Below are 17902 nucleotides of genomic sequence, written 5' to 3'. Positions count from 1 at the left end.
TGTGAAGGAGCCGTTCGTCATGACGAAGACCGTCCACCACTGGATCGGTGGCCAGACCGTCGAGGGCACGTCCGGCGACTGGGGCCCGGTCACCGACCCGGCCACCGGTGTGGTCACCACCCGGGTGGCGCTGGCCTCGGCCGACGAGGTCGCGGCGGCCGTCGCCGCGGCGAAGGAGGCGTACGCGAGCTGGGGCATGTCCTCGCTCGCCCAGCGCACCACCGTCCTCTTCCGCTACCGCGCGCTGCTGGACGCCCGCCGCGACGACATCGCCGCGCTGATCACCGCCGAGCACGGCAAGGTGCACTCCGACGCGCTCGGCGAGGTCGCCCGCGGACTGGAGATCGTGGAACTGGCCTGCGGGATCACCACCCAGCTCAAGGGCGAGCTGTCCACCCAGGTCTCCAGCCGGGTCGATGTCTCCTCGATCCGGCAGCCGCTCGGGGTCGTCGCGGGCATCACACCGTTCAACTTCCCGGCGATGGTGCCGATGTGGATGTTCCCGCTGGCCATCGCCTGCGGGAACACCTTCGTCCTCAAGCCGAGCGAGAAGGACCCATCGGCGGCGAACCTGCTCGCGGAGCTGGCCGCCGAGGCCGGACTGCCGCCGGGGGTGCTCAATGTGGTCCACGGCGCCAAGGCGGCGGTGGACGCCCTGCTCACCCACCCGGACGTCGCGGCCGTCTCCTTCGTGGGCTCGACCCCCATCGCCCGCTACATCCACACCACGGCCGCCGCCAACGGCAAACGCGTCCAGGCGCTCGGCGGTGCCAAGAACCACATGCTGGTCCTCCCGGACGCGGACCTGGACGCGGCGGCCGACGCCGCGGTCTCGGCCGCGTACGGTTCCGCCGGCGAGCGGTGCATGGCGATCTCCGCCGTCGTCGCGATCGAGTCGATCGCTGACGAGCTGGTGACGAAGATCCGTGAGCGTGCCGAGAAGATCAGGATCGGACCCGGCACCGACGCGTCGTCCGAGATGGGCCCGCTGATCACCAAGGCCCACCGCGACAAGGTGGCCTCCTATGTGACGGGGGCGGCCGACCAGGGCGCCGAGGTCGTCCTCGACGGCACCGGCTTCACCGTCGACGGGTACGAGGACGGCCACTGGATCGGCCTCTCCCTGCTGGACCGGGTCTCCACCGACTCCGACGCGTACCGCGACGAGATCTTCGGCCCGGTGCTCTGCGTGCTGCGCGCGGAGACCTATGACGAGGCCATCGCGCTCATCAACGGTTCGCCGTACGGCAACGGCACCGCGATCTTCACCCGCGACGGCGGCGCGGCCCGTCGCTTCCAGTTGGAGGTCGAGGCGGGCATGGTCGGAGTGAACGTCCCGATCCCGGTCCCGGTCGGCTACCACTCCTTCGGTGGCTGGAAGGACTCCCTCTTCGGCGACCACCACATCTACGGCAACGACGGTGTGCATTTCTACACCCGCGGCAAGGTCGTCACCACCCGCTGGCCCGACCCCTCGGAGCCGCACTCCGGGGTGGACCTCGGTTTCCCCCGCAACCACTGATCCTTCCGTCCGGCCCCCGGCCCCGGCCCCCGGCCCCCAAAACCCAGGGCCGGGGGCCGGCACCCGGTGGCCGTAATTCGGTGGCCCGTCGTCCGGGCGTCCCGCCACCCTGGTCCCCATGGATGAACCGACGCGCCGTGTCCGTGCGCTCCACACCGAGTCGACGATCACGGTCTACCAGGCGTACAGGCCGGCGCTCGGCCTGCCCGCCGCCCGCGACGGGCGGTTTCCGCCGTCCTGGAAGCGGTCGCGGATGACATGGATTAAGCCGTCCTTCCTCTGGATGATGTACCGCAGCGGCTGGGGACTGAAGGAGGGCCAGGAGACGGTCCTCGCCGTCGAGATCAGCCGGGAGGGGTTCGACTGGGCGCTGCGGAACTCCTGTCTCTCCCACTACGACCGTGACGCGCACACCGACCGTGCCGCCTGGAAGGGGGAGTTGCGCGCATCGCCCGCGCGGGTGCAGTGGGACCCCGAGCGCGATCTGCGGCTCCAGGCCCTGCCGTACCGCTCGCTCCAGCTCGGTCTCGCCGGGGAGGCTTCGCGGCGGTACGCGGACGAGTGGACGGTCTCGATCCGCGACGTGACACCGCTGGCGCACCGGATCCACGCGCTGGTACGGGCCGGAGAGCCGGCCGCCGCGGCGGCGCTGCTGCCCGAGGAACGGCCCTACCCCGCGCCCTCCCAGTCCCCTGCCGTGTCGGCGGAGGTGCCGTTCCCCGAGACGCCGCCGGTGAAGGTCCCGTAACTCCGGGGTGTCGTCGGCAGCGGCACCGCCGACCGGGGAGGTGTGCGAAACCGGGCACCAGCAGGGTTCCCTGTACCGGAGGGGCGGGGCGGCGGCGAGTCTCCCGGCCACCCCCGGCGATCGAGTGTCAGGGGCCGTCTACCACGTCGGTTGTACGCCGGGCGGTGCGGCTACTCCCCGGGGAGACGGCCGGGGTCCCCCTGACGGCAGCCGAGACCACACAGGCGATCCGCTTAGGGTTTCACCTATGCAGATCCGACTACCCCGACCCCGCCGGCGCGGCCGATGGCTCGCAGGTGCGGCCGCCGTCGCCGTCCTGGTGGGCGCGGGCACCTGGACCGCCGTCGCCGACGACAGCGCCCCTGCCGTGCACCGCGAGGACCAGGTGCGCACCATGCCCGGAGCGAAGATCGACACCTCCTGGTTCACGGCGGGCGACAAGGACGAACGCCGGCCGGCCGTGCTCCTCGGGCACGGTTTCGGTGGCAGCAAGGACGATGTACGCGACCAGGCCGAGAAACTGGCCCGGGACGGCTACGCCGTACTGACCTGGTCCGCCCGCGGCTTCGGCCAGTCCACCGGACAGATCGGGCTCAACGACCCCGACTTCGAGGTCAAGGACGTCTCCCGGCTGATCGACTGGCTCGCCGGGCGTCCCGAGGTGCGGCTCGACGCCGACGGTGATCCGCGGGTCGGCATCGCCGGTGGCTCCTACGGCGGCGCGATCTCCCTGCTGGCAGCCGGTCACGACAAGCGGGTCGACGCCATCGCCCCCTCGATCACCTACTGGAACCTGGCCGACGCCCTGTTCCCCGACGGTGTCTTCAAGAAGCTCTGGGCCGGCATCTTCTTCTCCACCAGCTCGACCGACGCGGCCGGCCCGGGCGCGGAAGCCCCCGTGGACGCCCCGGCCGGGAACACGCCGGCCGACGGCGGCGCCCCCGGCGGCCGGCCGGGCACCACGGCCCCCGGCACCGGGGGCCCCGCGAACCCCGCAGGCTGTGGCCGCTTCCAGCCCGTGCTCTGCGCCATGTACGAGCGCGTCGCCGTCGCCGGGAAGCCCGACGCCGCGGCCCGTCAACTGCTGGAGCGCCGAAGCCCCTCCGCCGTCGGCGACCGCATCACCACGCCCACCCTGATCGTGCAGGGCCAGTCCGACTCGCTCTTCCCGCTCTCCCACGCCGATGCCATGGCCCGGCAGATCAGCGCCAACGGCGCACCCGTCTCCGTCGACTGGATCGCCGGCGGCCACGACGGCGGGGACCGCGAGGCCGACCGGATCGAGAGCCGAATCACCTCCTGGTTCGACCGGTATCTGAAGCAGGACAAGGGCGCCGACACCGGACCCGCCTTCCGCGTCAGCCGCACCGGAGGCGTCGACTCCACCGATGGCCAGGCCCGGCTCCGTGGCGCGACCGGCAACCGCTATCCGGGTCTCGACAGTGGCCCCCGGCCGATTGCGCTCACCGGCCGCGAACAGAGCTTCTCCAATCCGGCCGGCGCCACCCCGCCCGCCATCTCCGCCGTCCCCGGCCTCAGCGGCGGACTCGGACAGTTCTCCTCCCTCGGGGTCGGACTCTCCCTCGACTTCCCCGGCCAGCACGCGCGCTTCGAGTCCAAACCCCTCCGGGAACCCCTGCGGATCACCGGATCACCGACCGCGCGCGTCAAGGTCACCTCCAGCACCGGCGCGGCAGTCCTCTTCGCCAAGGTGTACGACGTCGGCCCGGATGGTCGCGGACAGGTACTCCCCTCCCAACTCGTCGCCCCGATCCGGGTCGACGGAGCCCAGCGGGGCAAGGAGATCACCCTGACCCTGCCCGCCGTGGACCACGAGGTCGACGCCGGACACCGACTGCGTCTCGTCCTCTCCGCCACCGACCTCGGCTACGCCTCCCCGCCCGCCCCGGCCCGCTACACCGTCGCCCTCGCCGGCGACACCTCGCTGGGCGTGCCCACCGCGCCATCCGTCCGGACCGAGGGCGCCGGACTGCCCTGGTGGACCTGGGCGCTCCCCGCCGGGAGCGCGCTGGTCGCCGCCGTGCTGCTGTTCACCGCCCGCCGACGAGTCGCCGCCCCGGCACCCGAACCCGAACTCGCCGAGGTCCCACTGGAGATCACGGGCCTGACCAAGCGGTACGCCAAATCGACCGACCGCTACGCCGTCCAGGACCTCTCCTTCCGGGTCGAGAAGGGCCAGGTCCTCGGTCTCCTCGGCCCCAACGGTGCCGGCAAGACCACTACCCTTCGTATGTTGATGGGACTCATCCGCCCCGACCAGGGCGAGATCCGGGTCTTCGGCCACGCCATCCGTCCGGGCGCGCCGGTGCTCTCCCGGGTCGGCGCGTTCGTCGAGGGCGCTGGTTTCCTGCCGCATCTCTCCGGGCGCGAGAACCTGGAGCTGTACTGGCGGGCCACCGGGCGCCCCGACGGTGACGCCTTCATCGAGGAGGCCCTGGAGATCGCGGGCCTCGGTGAAGCGCTCGCCCGCGCCGTCCGCACCTACTCACAGGGAATGCGGCAGCGGCTGGCCATCGCGCAGGCGATGCTCGGTATGCCGGATCTGCTGATCCTTGACGAGCCGACGAACGGACTCGACCCGCCGCAGATCCGCGAAATGCGCGACGTGATGATCCGGTACGCGGCTGCTGGCCGGACGGTCATCGTCTCCAGTCACCTCCTGTCCGAGGTCGAACAGACCTGTACCCATCTGGTGGTCATGGACCGGGGCCGGCTGGTGCAGGCGGGACCGGTCGCGGAGATCACGGGCGAGAGCGACACCCTGCTGGTCACCACCGCCACCGACGTCCCCGCGCCGGTCGTCGAGAAGATCGGCGCACTGCCGGGGATCGGATCGGCCACCCGCGTGGACGACGGCCTGCTGGTACGTCTCGACGGGGCCACCGCCACCGACATGATCGGTGAACTCGTCCGGCTGGATGTGCCACTGACCGGCGTCGGACCGCACCGCCGCCTTGAGGACGCCTTCCTCACCCTGATCGGAGGATCCGCATGAGCACGCTGGTCGACTCGGCCCCCGGCTACCGCCCCGGCCGCACCCTGCCCCTGCGGGTGGAGGCGATCCGGCAGCTCAAACGGCGCCGCACCATGGTGATGGCCGGGATACTGGCTGCCCTGCCGCTGGTGCTGATCGTCGCCTTCGCCATCGGCGGCACCCCCGGTGACGGAGAGGTCGACGGTCGCGTCACCCTGATGGACACGGCCACCGCGTCGGGCATCAACTTCGTCGCCACCTGCCTCTTCGCCTCGGCGGGCTTTCTGCTGGTGGTGCCGGTGGCCCTCTTCCACGGGGACACGGTCGCCTCGGAGGCCAACTGGTCGTCGCTGCGCTATCTGCTGGCCGCGCCCGTCCCGCGCGCCCGGCTCCTCTGGTCCAAGCTGGCGGTGGCCCTCGGCTTCAGCGCCGCCGCGATGGTGCTGCTGCCGCTGATCGCACTGATCGCGGGCACGATCGCCTATGGCTGGGGGCCGCTGAAGCTGCCTACGGGTGGCTCCCTCGCCACCGCCGAGACCCTGCCCCGGCTGGCCCTGGTCATCGTCTTCATCTTCCTCTCCCAACTGGTCACCGCGGGGCTCGCCTTCTGGCTCTCCACCAAGACCGACGCCCCGCTGGGCGCGGTGGGCGGAGCGGTCGGACTGACGATCGTCGGCAATGTGCTGGACGCGGTCACCGCGCTCGGCGACTGGCGCGAGGTGCTACCCGCGCACTGGCAGTTCGCCTGGATCGACGCCCTCCAGCCACAACTGGAGTGGACCGGCATGGTGAAGGGCGCGGCGGTCTCGGTGAGCTTCGCCCTGGTGCTCTTCGCGCTCGCCTTCCGGAACTTCTCCCGCAAGGACATCGTGTCCTAGTCGGCCGAAACCCCGCGGTGAGACCCTGCGGGACGCGCTAGATCCACCCTCGACGAGCCGCTTCCGCGCCAGCCCGGAAGCGGCTCGTCGTGCCCAGGGCCGCGAGCAACTGACCCACCCGACGGCTGTAGGTGCGTCCGGATATCTTCAGCTTGAGCGCCGCGGCGTCGTCCGTCAGCCCCGCCATGATGGCGTCGAGCACCGGCTTGAGATGGTCGGGCAGCGCGCCGGGCAGGGTGTGCTCGGCCACCTCGTCACCCGACTCCCACCAGACCTGATGGACACGGACGAAGGCATGGACGATCACCGGGTCCCGGATCAACAGCACGCCGTTGTAGTGCAGGTCGAGATCGAGCGGGACGATCGCGACCGAGCGGTCCGCGACGACTATCTTGAACGGGATGGCGTCCGTCACCCGGGCCTCACCGGCACAGCGCCACGGCTCCCGGAGATGGGCCAGGCCGTGCCGTGGCGCGATACGACGGACCGTCGTGATCCGCGCGGCGGCCGTGCGCACGCATGCGCCCGCGAATCTCAGAAAGGACTCCGGAAGCCCCTGGCCGATCGCGCCGGCCGGATCGTCGAAGCTGAGAAGCTCATGACGGGCCGAACCGACCAGACGTGTCAGGGCCGCTCTGACATGGGCCACCCCATGAATCCGCTGTCCCGGCAGCTCACGCGGAACCGTCCGCGACACCTCGCGGCCGAGCGTTGAGCCCGGAACCACCCCCACTGGCATGACACACCATCCCCCCGGTGTTTTGCGCCGCCACACGGCCGTCCCCCCGGATCCGTGCGCGTACTCCATGTACGCATACGACCCCGCACCGTGACAAGGCCCTGATCGGGGGGTGGCGAGTCCTTGCCACTCCGGGGTTCCGGCCGTCGAGCTGGGGCAGGCTGAAGGCAGGAGGACGGGCCCCACCGCGAGGAGCCCGACCCCGAGCGGCGCGGGCAAACCGCGGGGTAACGCCCGCCGCCCGTCGCCGTATTGAGACCCCGTCGTTTTAAGGCCCTGCCGCCTTGGGGGCCCGCCGCATTCAGACCCTGCCGCGTTGAGGCGTTGCCGCATCGAGATGTTTCCGCAACTGCTTCGACGGCTCCCGCGGGCCGCCTCGGACGTCACATCCACACATGCTGACGCCCCAGGGGAGTCCGATGAAGCTCCAACCCATGCTCCAAACCGTGCTCCGTACCCGGTTCCGGTTCCGGTTCCGCAGATACACCGACGCCACCGCCCCAGCGGCGACGCGCACCGGTGAGGCGATGTCCGGCGACGGCCGGCCACGCGCCCGTACCCGCAGATCGGGTGCCCCCGCGGGGATCCGTCGGGGAGCGGTCGCCGCCGTGCTGGCCGGTGGGGTGCTGCTCACCGCCGGCTGTAGTTCCGACAGCCAGAGCGGTCGTCAATCGACCCATGACGCAGAGGACGGGATACCCGGTGACACCAGGGAAGACAGGAATCCAACTCCCGCGAGGCAGGGGAGCGGTGGCTCCTTCAGCGCGGGCTCGGGGGGCTCGGGGGGCTTGGCCGGTCCGGCGGGTCCCGAGGGTTACAGTGCGGCGGAGCGGCGGGACGGCCCGTGGAAGACCAGGGCCCCCGACTATCTCTCGACCTTCGCGCTCGATGTGGACACCGCCTCCTACGGCTACGCCCGGCGGACCCTGGCCGACGGCAAGAAGCCCGATCCCGCGAATATCCGGCCGGAGGAATTCGTCAACAGCTTCCGTCAGGACTATCCGAGGCCCACGGGTGACGGCTTCTCGGTAACCGTGGACGGGGCCCGTCCGGGCGCCTCCGACGGCGAGATCCGGGGCGAGGTCGGCGGTGCGGACGAGGGCGGCGACACCTGGTCCCTCGTGCGGGTCGGGCTCTCCACCAAGCCATCGGACCGTACGGGCGAACGCCCACCCGCCGCGCTCACCTTCGTCGTCGATGTCTCCGGGTCCATGGCCGAGCCGGGCAGGCTCGACCTGGTCAAGGAGTCGCTCCGGATCCTCACCGGCGAGCTGCGCGACGACGACTCCATCGCCCTGGTCACCTTCAGCGACACGGCCACCACCCGGCTGCCGATGACCCGGGTCGACCGTGGGCGCGATCGGATCCGGAAGGTGATCGAGGAGCTGGAGCCGGACGACTCCACCAATGTCGGCGCGGGCGTTCGCACCGGTTACGCGGAGGCGGTCGAGGGCCGTCGGGCCGGGGCCACCAACCGGGTCGTCCTGCTCTCCGACGCTCTCGCCAACACCGGGGAGACCGATGCCGAAGCGATCCTCAACCGTATCGACGACGCCCGGCGCACCCACGGCATCACGCTCTTCGGCGTGGGCGTCGGCAGTAAGTACGGAGACGCGTTCATGGAGCGTCTCGCCGATCAGGGCGACGGGCACACCACCTATGTGTCCACCGTCGAGCAGGCCCGGAAGGTCTTCCGCGACCAGCTCCCGGCCCATGTCGAGGTGCGGGCACGGGACGCCAAGGCGCAGGTGGCCTTCGACTCGACGAACGTGCGGCAGTTCCGGCTCATCGGATACGAGAACCGGGCCGTGGCGGACGAGGACTTCCGCGACGACCGGGTGGACGGCGGCGAGGTGGGCCCCGGCCACACAGTGACGGCGCTGTACGCCGTGCGGATGCGGGAGGGCGCGACCGGCCATGTGGCGACGGCGACCGTGCGGTGGCTCGACCCCGCCACCCGGGCACCGCACGAGCGATCGGGATCGATCGGGGCGAGCGCGGTCGACGGCGGACTGTGGCAGGGGGCGTCCAACCGGTTCCAGGTGACGGCGGTCGCGGCGTACTTCGCCGATCGCCTGCGCGGCGGCTCGGTACCGGGAGCGCCGGAGCTGGGAGAGCTGGCCGAGCGAGCGAGGGAGCTGGCGGACGAGACGGAGGACGACGCGGTGCGGCAACTGGCCGAATCGATCGAGCAGGCGCGGAGCCTACAGGGCTGAGCCAGCGGGGAGGGCGGGGGAATGGTCGCGGACGGCGTGTCCGGACGGCTGCGGTGATCGTCTCGGCCCGTCATGATGTGCGGTATGGCGACCGTTCTCCTCGCTCTCGCGATCATCTCGACCGGTCTGTACGCGGGTTTCATGCTCTCGTTCCAGACCGCGATCATGCCGGCTCTCGCCCGGCTCGACGACGATCATTTCCTGGCGGCCATGCGCCGTGTCAACGAGGTCGTGCCGCGGCCCCTGTTCCTGCTGACGTTCTTCTCGATCATCGTGTTTCCGGCCGTGTCCCTCGCGGTACCGGTGGACGGCCGCTCCGACACCCAGCGGTGGCTGCTCGTCGCGGGCCTGGCCTGTTCGGTGATCAATCACCTCGTCACCGTGGCCGGCAATGTCCCACTGAACAACGCCCTCGCTGCGTCGGAGAGGGCATCGGAGGAGGCATCGAAGAGGGCGCCGGAACAGAGTGGGCGGAGTGAGGGAAGCAGGGGGAGTGAGCGGGCCGGGGAGTCGGTGAGTGAGGTTCCGGGAGAGCGGGGAGCGCAGTCCGGTAGGGCCGGGGCCGATCGTGCGGCGCGGATGGCCTTCGAGCCCCGCTGGAACCGACTCCACCTCATCCGCACCCTGTTCACCCTCGCCGCCTTCGCGCTGGTGGTCAGTTCCGCGCTGTAGTGACGGTGCAGAGCCCCACCGACTGCTCGCCCCGCTGAGTCCGTGCCGCCGCGCCCTGAGCGGGAGTCCCTGCGTACCGGTCGAGTACCGGTCAGCGTCGGCGGCGCGCGATGGTGATGATCTCCGTGGAGGTGGCGCCGACGGGGGAGCGGTCCCACTCCCCGTACTGCGCCTCGATCTCCAGTCCGGCCCCGGCGAGGAACGACGAGAGACCGTCCACGTCGAGGAATCGGAGCGTGCTCCGGCTCACCCGGGACCGTTCCCAGTCCGGGCTGGAGTAGGTGTGGGAGAACGAGACGGTGTCCCCGGCCGGGGGATCGACCTGGAGGGTGACCCGTACCAGGGCGCCCGACGCGTCCCTGACCTCGGCGTCGTAGGTGCCGTCGGCCACCCAGGACTCCCACGCCCGCGCCGCCGGGTCACGCGCCTCGAAGGCGAAGCGGCCTCCGTCACTCAGTGCGGTGCCGATCGCGGTCAGCGCCGTGCGCAGTTCGTCATCGGTCACTAGCTCCTGGAAGGCGTGGCCCGACATCACGATGAGGTCGAACTCCCCCTCCGCGTCGATGTCGGACGCGGAGCCGAGGGTCCATTCGATGTCCGTACGGTGCCGCGCCTGGGCCAGCATTCCCGCACCGGGATCGATGCCGGCCAGGCGCCCGGTGTGCCCGGCGTCGCGGGCCAGTTGCAGCAGGGTCCCCGTACCGCAGCCGACGTCGAGCACGGAGCCGGCGGACATGATCATCGGGAGGTAGAAGCCGAAGTCGGATCTGTCGTCGGTCGGGGAGAGGGAGTCGTACAGCGCGGCGAGAGCGGGATCGGAGAACGCGTGGTCGACCATGGCGCCAGCCTGCCAGCCCGGTGCACCCGCCTCAACGCGATATCCAGCGGATGCCGCGAGCCTCCGGAGGTCGTGAGCCTCCGGAGGTCGCGGAAGACTCCGGAGGTCGTGAGTGTCAGGAGGTCGCGGAAGGCTCCGGAGGGTTTCCGGGGGAGGGAGGGTTCAGGTGGATGGGAAGGGTCCGGGGGCGGGAAGGCTTCGGGGGACGAGCGGGCGGACCTGTTCCGCGGTGAAGCGGATGAACCCCTCCGGATCGGGGTCGTCGGCGGTGGGCTGGAGGACCACCGTGTCGGCCCCCGCGTCGGCGAGCCGCTGGACCGCCTCGGCGACCGCCGCGGCGTCCCCGGCGACCCCGAGCCCGGTCGGGTCGCCGCCCCACCTGCCGAGTTCGGCCGCTAGCCGGGCGGCAGCGTCCGGTCCGGTGGCCGCGTGAAGATAGACGACCACCGGGTGGGGACCCGTACGGCCGGCCGCCGCACGGCCCTCCTCGATGAGCAGCCGGGCCGCGCGGACGCCGTCGGCCGACACGCTGGCGTCGAGGATGGTCCCGTCGGCCGCTTCGCCGGTCAGTCGCAGCGAACGCGGTCCGAGCGCCCCGGCGAGTACCGGGGGCGCGGTCGTCGGCGGCCAGTCGAGAGCGACGGCGTCGAGCCGCACATAGCGCCCCTCCGTGGTGACCCGTTCGCCGCGCAACAGTGCCCGTAGCGCGGCCAGATACTCACGCAACAGCGTGACGGGCGACTCGACCCGCGCGCCGACCTGCCCCATCCAGTCCTGGACGCCATGCCCCACCCCCAGGACGACCCGGGCCGGGAACAGCCGGTCCATGGTGGCGGCTTCCATGCCGGTCAGCGCGACGTTCCGCAGGGGCACCGGCAGCAGCCCGACGCCGACGCGCAGCCGTTCGGTCCAGGCGAGCGCGGCGGCGGCGCTCGCGATACCGCTCTCCAGGAAGCAGTCCTCCCAGAGCCACAGCTCCTCAAGTCCGGCGTCGTCGGCGGCGCGTGCGATGGCGCGCAGCCGCTCAGGGGGAAGCTGGGGACGGAAGACGGCGCCGAGATCGGTCATGCGTCCTTCCTACCGTCCGTCGCCGGGGTGCGACAACGGCCATTCGGCTCTCGCCGTCCGGTCCGGCACGCTCCCGAAGCCCGCCGGGTCAGTCGCGCGCGGGCCCCACCCCCAGGGTGATCACGTCGTAGTGGGAGTAACTGTTGAGGTCATCGGTGCGGCACAGGGTGACCCGGAGCCCCGCGAGGTGCCAGCTCTCCGTGTACTCGTCCAGCTCTCCCTCGGTGACCTCCAGCGGCTCCCCGAGTTCGGCTCTGATCAGTGCTCCGATACGGCGGTACTCGGCGTGGAAGTCCGCCCGCGCCGCGTCGGGGAGCCGGGCCCAGTCGTCGCCGTACTGGCCGTCGAGTTCGTCCTCGTCGTCCGGATCCGCGTCCGCCGGCTCTTCGCCGAACGCCGGCCAGAACAGCGCGCACGGCAGTCGGACGTACGAGGAGTGGTCCTCCGGCCCGGTGGGGCCGCCGCCCAACTCGATCCGCCATCCGACACGTTCGTCCCCGGGAGCCCGCCCGAAGAAGTGCGGGGAGCCGGGGCCGCCGCCCCACTCCACGACCACGCCCCCGGATTCGTCGGCGGGCCGGGCCCACCCGTACGACACCAACGCCCTTTCGATCGTGGACCGTTCCCATTGTCCTTCGGCGAGTTCGATCATTCGTCGGACCTGTACCGCGCCCACCCGCAGGGTCTTCAACGTCATGGCCGGACAGTAGCGAGCACCGGTGACATCCGGCCGGGTCGTCGCCTCGGAACCCTCGCTCACAGGCGGCCCGCGCCCCCGCAGGCGTACGCCCCCCGGGGCGCGGGCCGGAACGCGACGGGCCCAGGGGCACGTCCACGGAGAGGGGCCGGGCGTGCGGGGCCGGGCGTGCGGGACGGGACCGGGCCGTTCGGGTGCCGGGGGTGTGGGACCGGGCCGTACGGGGCCAGGAGTACGCGGGCCTATGGCGAGACCCCTCGCCGGTGGGGCGGCCCTCGGATCATCGATTTGCGCGACCCCTGGTTCATGCGGCCCCTTGATCCATACAACCTCTGATTCATGGGTCCAATCGAGTGATATGTCGGAGGAGCCCGGTATGTGCTTAGAAGGGGCACAATCGAAGGAGGGGGTGCGGTATCTCCCGTCCGGAAGGTGATCAGATGGCAGCGACCCGGCGCCGGTCCCGATATGCCCCGGATCATGGACTCACCACCCGCATGGTGACGACGATGTTCCTGATAGGGCTGCTGTATGTCGTTTTCGTGGGCGTTCTGCTGGCGCTGGTACGCGGCGCCTGGCCGGTCATCCTGCTGATCGCGGGCGGTCTCTTCATCGCGCAGTTCTGGTTCAGCGACAAGATCGCGGCCCATGGCATGGGCGCGCGCGAGGTCACCCCCGAACAGGCACCCGAGCTGCACGGAGCGGTGGACCGCATCTGCGCACTCGCCGATATGCCCAAACCGAGAGTCGCCATCGCCGACAGTGACGTACCGAACGCCTTCGCCACCGGTCGTAGCCAGAAGACTGCCCTGGTCTGTGCCACCACCGGTCTGCTCCGCAGGCTGGAGCCCGAGGAACTGGAAGGGGTGCTGGCGCACGAGCTGTCACACGTCGCCCACCGTGATGTGGCGGTCATGACCATCGCATCGTTCCTCGGTGTGCTCGCCGGTGTGATGACCCGGGTCGCCCTCTGGGGCGGTCTGGGCCGGGCGGGGCGCGGGAACAGCAACACGGCCCTCGCCGTCGTGCTGATCCCCCTGGTGAGCGCGGTCGTCTACGTGATCAGTTTTCTGCTCACCAGGCTGCTGTCCCGGTACCGGGAACTCTCCGCCGACCGGGCCGCCGCCCTGCTGACGGGTCGCCCGTCCGCGCTCGCCGCCGCGCTGACCAAGGTGACCGGGGACATGGCCCGGATTCCGACCCAGGACCTGCGGAAGGCGGAGCCGTACAACGCCTTCTGGTTCGCCCCGGCGTTCTCCTCCCGGGAGAGCCTCAGCCGGTTGCTGTCCTCGCACCCGACGCTGGAGCAGCGGCTGGAGCAGCTCGGCCGGATCTCCACCCAGCTCTCCCGCCCGTGATGCGCCGGCTGTGTGGACCAGCGCCTCGCGTCCCCCGCCCCCACCCCCGCCCCCGGATCCGTTCGCGCCGGGCGGGAGTACGGGCGGGGATACGGGCCACGGGCAGGGGGCGCGGGCGGGGGACCCATGGCGCTTGACCTGATCTGAACGCGACATCCGAGGAGGCACACCGGTGGGATTCCTCGACACGATCCTCGGGCGCGGTAAGCCCGTACGGCCCGATCTCGATCAACTCTTCGGGCTGCCGGCGGCGGCGATCACCCTCCAGGCGGGGGCCGGTTTCGCTCCCACCGGGGTGGGCTCGGTCTGCTTCGCGAGCGTCGAGGGCGGTGCGTTCGCCCAGCTCCAGCGGGACGTACGGGAATTGCTGGACGCGGACACCGGCCGCGGCGGCATCCCGGTCGAGTTCAGCAGGGACGCGTACGGCTACACCTGGCTGCTCGCCCGTCAGCCCGCGTCCGACACGGCATCGCTCGTCAACGATCTGCACGCGGTCAACACCCTGCTCCAGGACGGCGGATTCGGACCCCAACTGCTCTGCTCGCTGATCGTCTTCCGGGAGGCGGCCGGGGAACGGACCCTGGCGCTGGTCTACCTCTACAAACGCGGCACGTTCTATCCGTTCGTGCCGCTGCCGGGGGCCACGGAGCGACGGGACAACGCCCTGGAGCTACAGATCCGGACCCTGCTCGCCGACGATGTGCGGATGGAGGAGGACCTGGCCCGCTGGTTCCCGGTCTGGGGCGCGCCGGGCCTCACGGGGGAAGCGGATTAGCGGTACGGGGCGGTACGGAGCGGGGCGGATACCGGGGGCCCGATACGGGTGCGCCGGGAAGCCGCCGTGTCCTAGGTTGGGTGATCGCCCGCCGTACCGCATTGCCCCAGGAGGAGCCGCATGGCCGACCGTGACCCCCGGCACCTCTCCGCCGAAGAGCTGCGGGCCCGGATCGACACGACCAAGCCGCACTCCGCGCGCTTCTGGAACTACTTCGTCGGAGGCAAGGACCACTACCCGGTGGACCGGGCACTGGGGGACCAGATCAAGGGGATATTCCCCGGGCTGGTCGATGTGGCGCAGACCAGCCGCCTCTTCCTGGGCCGGGCGGTCACCCGGCTCGCCCGCGAGGAGGGCGTCCGGCACTTCCTCGACATCGGCACCGGACTTCCGACGGCCGACAACACCCATGAGGTCGCCCAGCGTGTGGCACCGGACGCGCACATCGTCTACGTGGACAATGACCCGCTCGTCCTGGCCCATGCGCGCGCCCTGCTGACCAGCACGCCCGAGGGAAACACGGCCTATATGGACGCCGATCTCTATGAGCCCGACGCCATCTTGGAGGCCGCCGCGCCCCTCCTGGAGGCGGCGCGGCCCGTCGCCCTGATGCTGCTGAACGTCCTGGGGCATGTCGCCGAGTACGAGCAGGCGCGGGAACTGGTGTCGCGGCTCATGGCTGGTCTGCCGAGCGGGAGCTATCTGGTGATCAGCGACAGCACCGCCACCAGCGCGGGCATGGTCGCGGCCTCGGAGGCGTACAACCTGAGCGGAGCGGTCCCGTACTACGTACGTGAGGTCGCGGAGATAGCGGGCTTCTTCGATGGTCTGGAACTGCTCGATCCGGGTATCACCGAGGTGACGCGATGGCGCGCGGAGCCCGGCGAGCAGCCGGAGACGATGGCCGCCGTCGACGCCTACTGCGGGGTGGGTCGCAAGCCGTAGCGCCGGCCGGGGGAGACTCGGGTAGTCCCATGCCCCCCACCGGCACCGGAGGAAGTCCCACGGACACCATGGACACGGGGTCTCTCATCCTCCCGTTGCCACGATTCCTCCCGTTGCCATGATCCGTGCCCCCCGAGAACGGAACCACCATGAACACCTGGATCACCCGCCCCGAGACTCCCGAGGACATCGCCGCGATCCACGAGATCAATGCGACCGCGTTCGACACCCCCGCTGAGGCGGAGCTGGTGGACGCCCTGCGCAGGGACCCCGACGCGTGGATCGACGGACTCTCCTTGGTGGCCCAGGCGCCCGACGGCAGCCTCGCCGCGCACGCCCTGCTCACCCGCTGTCATGTGGACGGCAAGCCCGCGCTGGCCCTTGCGCCGTGCGCGGTCCGCCCGGCCCACCAGCGCCAGGGAGCGGGTTCCGCTGTCATCCGGGCCGCGCTCGAAGCCGCCCGTACGGCGGGGGAGAGCCTGGTCCTGGTCCTCGGGCACGCCGACTACTACCCGAAGTTCGGCTTCGAGCCCGCCTCCCGCTGGGGCATCCGGGCGCCGTTCGAGGTGCCCGACGAGGCGATGATGGCGCTCGTGCTGGACACCGGGCGGCCGGTGCCCTCCGGTGTGATCCGGTACGCGGCGGCCTTCGGCGTCTGAGTCGTGGGCCGGGGCGCCGGAGGCAGATGCCCCGGCACCCCGGGTCTCGCCGCCGCCTCGGGTCCCGGCCGCCGTCTCGGGTCCCGGCGCCCCTCTGGGGCTTGGCGCCGCCTCGCGCCCGGGCCGTTTGGATCAACGCGGTTCGATGAGCACCGTGGCTGCGGGCCCCGCATGGCTCCGGGCCGTGTCGGCATCCGCCATCTCGTGCACCTGGACGAGATTGCCGAGGTCGCGGGAGAGCTCGTCGGCGAGCCGCGCCAGGCGGGCGCGCCACTCGTCGGCGGCCGGGGCGGCCGGGGTGGCCGAGGCGGTCGAGGCGGTCGAGGCGGTCGAGGCGGTCGTCAGGGTGGCGGAGCCCTCGCCGTACGGCGGCACCACCACGATCTCCAGCAGGTCAGGAGGGTGGGCGGCGGTGCCATCGGCGACCTTGCCGGTCAGCGCGAGATAGACGGGTGCCGGGGTGAGCGTCTCGTCGACCCGACGTCGTACGTCATCCACCAGCCTGCCGCGCAGATCCGCGAGCTGTCCCACCGCGCCCCATGCGATATGACCCGGTACGACGCGCACGTCGTCGCCGCGCCGACGGGCCACGATCATTCCCAGCAGGCCGAGCCGGAAGAGAACGCTCTCCAACTGGGTGGCGGCCACCGAGGCCAGCCGGGCGAGCTCCTCGACGCTCAGCGCCGCGCCGTCCGCGGTGCCCGCGCCGTCCATGCTGCCCGTGCTGTCCGTGGTGCCCGCACTGTCCGTGGGGCCCGCGCCGTCTGGGCCGTCTGAGTCGTTCGGGTCGACCGCACCGTCCGCCAGTGATGTACCGGTCTCCACCGGCGTCGCGCCGGCCTGGGCGGTCAGGGCCTCGCGGTGGGCGGACAGGGCCGCGACCGTACGGCCGGAGGCTCCGGGAAACAGTGCGGTGACGGGGCTGGTGAAGTTCATGGCTGTCTTTCCGTGGTTCCCGGTGCGGCCCGCGCGGCTCCGCCCGAGGACTGGCGGCCGGCCGGAGCGGCCTCAGTCGGCTCTCGTGTGGGGATCCTCCGCGACGGAGGTCCCCTGATTCTGTTACCTGAAGCCGACTTGAGGTCAAGCCGTCAAGCCCGTCAGGCGGCGGCCCCGGTCAGCAGTCGGTTGGTGATGCCGGCGAGCCGGCGGCCCTGGTAGCGCGCGGCGTTGAGGACGTTCTCACCGGGCAGGTCACCGGCGCCGGAGGCGTGGGCGGTGCCGTAGGGGTTGCCGTTCGCGGCGTAGACGGACTGGTCGGTGTAGCCGGGCGGCACGATGAGCGAGCCCCAGTGGTAGAGCGTGTTGTACAGGGCGAGCAGTGTCGACTCGTTGCCGCCGTGGAGGTTGGCGGCGCTGACGAACGCGGTGGTGGGCTTGTCGGCGAAGACGCCCCGCTGCCAGAGCCCGCCCGTGCTGTCGATGAACTGCTTCAGCTGTGCGGAGACATTGCCGAAGCGGGTCGGAGTGCCGAAGGCATAGGCGTCAGCCCAGGTGAGGTCGGAATGGGTGGCCGTTTCGATGTGCTGGGTGGCGTCGACGTGCGCGCGCCAGGCCGGGTTGGAATCGATGGCGGCGTCCGGAGCGAGTTCGGCCACGCGGCGCAGCCGTACCTCCGCGCCCGCCTGCTCGGCACCCTCGGCGAGGGCCTGGGCGAGGTGGTGCACGCTCCCGGTCGAGGAGTAGTAGATGACGGCGATCTTGGGGGCGGTTGCGGTGGTCATGGCAGACCTCTCTCCAGCGGTGTGGTGGAAGCGGATAGCTATCCGCTTCGCTGAAAGGTAGATCATGGGTC

General features: G+C 71.2%; 16 protein-coding genes. 10 read left to right on the top strand and 6 right to left on the bottom strand.

Annotated elements, in window-relative coordinates:
- Positions 1–19 precede the first annotated feature (19 nt).
- The 4 genes from ACH4S7_RS05695 (at position 20) to ACH4S7_RS05680 (ending at position 6143) form a co-directional block, all read left to right on the top strand.
- Positions 20–1522, top strand: a complete 1503-nt coding sequence (locus ACH4S7_RS05695) for a CoA-acylating methylmalonate-semialdehyde dehydrogenase (RefSeq protein WP_398519773.1) — start codon at positions 20–22, stop codon at positions 1520–1522.
- 118 nt (positions 1523–1640) lie between these two features.
- Complete coding sequence (locus ACH4S7_RS05690; RefSeq protein WP_398519772.1) at positions 1641–2270, top strand: DUF4291 domain-containing protein; 630 nt, start codon at positions 1641–1643, stop codon at positions 2268–2270.
- Between the two features lie 247 nt (positions 2271–2517).
- The gene (locus ACH4S7_RS05685) at positions 2518–5286 is read left to right on the top strand and encodes an alpha/beta fold hydrolase (RefSeq protein ID WP_398519771.1); all 2769 of its coding nucleotides are present in this window, start codon (positions 2518–2520) and stop codon (positions 5284–5286) included.
- On the top strand, positions 5283–6143 hold the full coding sequence (locus tag ACH4S7_RS05680; protein WP_398519770.1) for an ABC transporter permease: 861 nt from the start codon (positions 5283–5285) through the stop codon (positions 6141–6143). Before ACH4S7_RS05685 ends, ACH4S7_RS05680 begins: the two co-directional genes overlap by 4 nt.
- A gap of 37 nt (positions 6144–6180) precedes the next feature.
- On the opposite strand, the gene ACH4S7_RS05675 is transcribed toward ACH4S7_RS05680, so the two are convergent.
- On the bottom strand, positions 6181–6792 hold the full coding sequence (locus ACH4S7_RS05675; protein ID WP_398519769.1) for a DNA-binding response regulator: 612 nt from the start codon (positions 6790–6792) through the stop codon (positions 6181–6183).
- Positions 6793–7409: 617 nt separating this feature from the next.
- On the opposite strand from ACH4S7_RS05675, the gene ACH4S7_RS05670 reads away from it, so the two are divergent.
- Together ACH4S7_RS05670 and ACH4S7_RS05665 are read left to right on the top strand one after the other, a co-directional pair.
- A complete protein-coding gene (locus ACH4S7_RS05670) occupies positions 7410–9098 on the top strand; it encodes a von Willebrand factor type A domain-containing protein (protein WP_398520039.1) in 1689 nt (562 codons plus the stop codon).
- A gap of 84 nt (positions 9099–9182) precedes the next feature.
- Positions 9183–9770: a DUF1772 domain-containing protein gene (locus ACH4S7_RS05665; protein ID WP_398519768.1), complete on the top strand. Its 588-nt coding sequence runs from the start codon at positions 9183–9185 to the stop codon at positions 9768–9770.
- A gap of 91 nt (positions 9771–9861) precedes the next feature.
- On the opposite strand, the gene ACH4S7_RS05660 is transcribed toward ACH4S7_RS05665, so the two are convergent.
- From ACH4S7_RS05660 to ACH4S7_RS05650, 3 genes are all read right to left on the bottom strand, one after another.
- Positions 9862–10608: a class I SAM-dependent methyltransferase gene (locus tag ACH4S7_RS05660; RefSeq protein ID WP_398519767.1), complete on the bottom strand. Its 747-nt coding sequence runs from the start codon at positions 10606–10608 to the stop codon at positions 9862–9864.
- A gap of 162 nt (positions 10609–10770) precedes the next feature.
- Positions 10771–11676: an LLM class flavin-dependent oxidoreductase gene (locus ACH4S7_RS05655; protein ID WP_398519766.1), complete on the bottom strand. Its 906-nt coding sequence runs from the start codon at positions 11674–11676 to the stop codon at positions 10771–10773.
- A gap of 88 nt (positions 11677–11764) precedes the next feature.
- Positions 11765–12373 carry a hypothetical protein gene (locus ACH4S7_RS05650; RefSeq protein ID WP_398519765.1) on the bottom strand — a complete coding sequence of 203 codons (609 nt, stop codon included), beginning with the start codon at positions 12371–12373 and terminating at the stop codon, positions 11765–11767.
- Positions 12374–12813: 440 nt separating this feature from the next.
- Between ACH4S7_RS05650 and htpX the strand changes: the two genes are divergently transcribed.
- The 4 genes from htpX to ACH4S7_RS05630 all read left to right on the top strand — a co-directional run bounded on the left by htpX (position 12814) and on the right by ACH4S7_RS05630 (position 16110).
- The gene (htpX, locus tag ACH4S7_RS05645; RefSeq protein WP_398519764.1) at positions 12814–13731 is read left to right on the top strand and encodes a zinc metalloprotease HtpX; all 918 of its coding nucleotides are present in this window, start codon (positions 12814–12816) and stop codon (positions 13729–13731) included.
- Positions 13732–13903: 172 nt separating this feature from the next.
- Positions 13904–14506, top strand: a complete 603-nt coding sequence (locus ACH4S7_RS05640; protein ID WP_398519763.1) for a hypothetical protein — start codon at positions 13904–13906, stop codon at positions 14504–14506.
- A gap of 120 nt (positions 14507–14626) precedes the next feature.
- Entirely contained in the window at positions 14627–15451 is an 825-nt protein-coding gene (locus ACH4S7_RS05635; protein WP_398519762.1) for an SAM-dependent methyltransferase, read from the top strand.
- Positions 15452–15600: 149 nt separating this feature from the next.
- Positions 15601–16110: a GNAT family N-acetyltransferase gene (locus tag ACH4S7_RS05630; protein ID WP_398519761.1), complete on the top strand. Its 510-nt coding sequence runs from the start codon at positions 15601–15603 to the stop codon at positions 16108–16110.
- A 132-nt stretch (positions 16111–16242) separates the two neighbouring features.
- Here the strand turns inward: ACH4S7_RS05630 and ACH4S7_RS05625 are convergent, their stop codons facing one another.
- Both ACH4S7_RS05625 and wrbA read right to left on the bottom strand, forming a co-directional pair.
- Entirely contained in the window at positions 16243–17046 is an 804-nt protein-coding gene (locus ACH4S7_RS05625; RefSeq protein ID WP_398519760.1) for a hypothetical protein, read from the bottom strand.
- 161 nt (positions 17047–17207) lie between these two features.
- Entirely contained in the window at positions 17208–17831 is a 624-nt protein-coding gene (gene wrbA, locus ACH4S7_RS05620; RefSeq protein WP_398519759.1) for an NAD(P)H:quinone oxidoreductase, read from the bottom strand.
- Between the last annotated feature and the right edge of the window lie 71 nt (positions 17832–17902).

The sequence above is a fragment of the Streptomyces sp. NPDC020965 genome, assembly GCF_044333555.1.
Taxonomy (GTDB): domain Bacteria; phylum Actinomycetota; class Actinomycetes; order Streptomycetales; family Streptomycetaceae; genus Streptomyces.
The sequence above is the reverse complement of the archived record's forward strand: the minus strand, read 5'-3'. Positions and strand labels throughout refer to the sequence as shown.